The organism is Phenylobacterium sp., from assembly GCF_030680185.1.
GTDB lineage: Bacteria > Pseudomonadota > Alphaproteobacteria > Caulobacterales > Caulobacteraceae > Phenylobacterium.
On the sequence record NZ_JAUXVZ010000002.1, the window covers coordinates 1 to 1,572 of the forward strand.

The window sequence follows — 1,572 nt, forward strand, 5'->3', positions numbered from 1 at the left end:
TCGGCACCACGGGCATGCTGAACGCGGCTTCGGCTCACGCCGTCGCCCGTTCGGACAAGGCGGTGCTCGCCTCGCGCCGTGCCGACGGCTTCTCCTTCGGCGCCGATACGCTGGACACGAAGCTCGTCCGCGTCGCGCAAAGCTATGACGACGAAGCCGCCTTCCTCGCCGCGCTGGAGCCCCACGCCCCCTTCGACGTCGCCCTCACCTGGATTCGTCCGCGCGCGGAGCTGCTGCGCGCCGCGCTCGACGCGCTGGTGGCGCCCGGCGGTCTCCTGATCGAGATCATGGGCAGCCGCTCGCTCCTCACCGGCGAGGACGGCGCGCCCTCCATCGCCACGCTCCGCGCCGAGGCGCTCGGCCGCCAGCCGGACATCGTCTACGCACAGGTGATCCTCGGCTTCGTCCGCGAGGGCGAGACCTCGCGCTGGCTCAACCACGAGGAAATTTCCGCCGCCGCCATCGCCCAGATGGAAATGCCCCTTCCCCGCCGCATCGCGGGCGTGCTGGAGCCGTGGGACGCGCACCCGCGCTGAGAAACTGTTTGAAAAATTCCCGCTGCTTTGGTGGAGCCGTGAATCCTACCCCGTCATTGCGAGCGAAGCGAAGCAATCCAGGGGCCGCAGGCACAGCATTTGCTGCCCCTGGATTGCTTCGTCGCACCTTCGGTGCTCCTCGCAATGACGAATGAAGAGGTCGACGGTCGGGGGAGCGTTGAACTTTTCAAAACAGTTTCCGAGCCTCAGGCCCGCCTGTACCAGTGGAAATACCTCAGCCCCAGATGCACCACCGCGCCCAGCGCCACGAGCAGCGCGCCCACGATGAACCTCACCCAGACGAAACTGAACACCACATGCGTCGGAAACACCTGCGTCTTCGACACCGACGCTTCCTTCAGGTGCTGGATGTCCTTCGCCTCCGGCGCCGTCACCATCTCGAAAAGATCGCGCAGGCTCCGGTAGCGCACGATCGCCACCTGGTCCCACTCCTCCATGCCGTCCGGCTGAATGAAGGCAGCGAAAGGCCGCGAGATGAACACCGGAAAGCCGCCGCGCCGGATCAGCGCCGGCAGGATCATCGCATTATAGGCCTCCGCCGCCCTGGGATCGGCCGGGTCATCCATCAGGTTCACCATCAGGAATTCGCGCCCGTCATCCTTCCGCGCCCAGGCTTCCAGCGGCGCGCGAAGCCCCAGCGTGCCGCTCCCCTCCGCGCGCTCGTCGAGCAGCGCGAAATAACGGTCGATCTCGTCCGGCGAAAGCGGCCGCCCCGCGCCGCCATACCAGATCCAGAACGCGCCGTAGAAAAGCGCGAGAACGATAACGAGAATGCGGGGACCGGTGATGCGCAGCATGTCTTCCTCCCTGACGAACCGGGAGAAGACTACGCAGCCGTCATTAAATTGGCAATATGAATGTCAATAGATGAAGCAAGCTCAGGCGAGCCTTGCCCGCAGCTTCTGCACCAGCGCCATCAGCCGCCGGTCGTTCTTGACGAACCGCTTCGCCGCGAGCCCCGTGCGGATCGCGGCCGCCGCCGGCACGCCGGCAAGGCTCGCTCCCGTCACGCTGT

General features: G+C 66.0%; 2 protein-coding genes. One reads left to right on the top strand and one right to left on the bottom strand.

What is annotated here, in order from left to right; all coding sequences use genetic code 11:
- Nucleotides 1–536 (top strand): hypothetical protein (locus Q8L83_RS00010; RefSeq protein WP_305284050.1); only part of this gene is annotated, 536 nt, incomplete at its 5' end.
- Between the two features lie 206 nt (nucleotides 537–742).
- Here the strand turns inward: Q8L83_RS00010 and Q8L83_RS00015 are convergent.
- A complete protein-coding gene (locus Q8L83_RS00015) occupies nucleotides 743–1,354 on the bottom strand; it encodes a hypothetical protein (RefSeq protein WP_305284051.1) in 612 nt (203 codons plus the stop codon).
- Nucleotides 1,355–1,572: the final 218 nt, after the last annotated feature.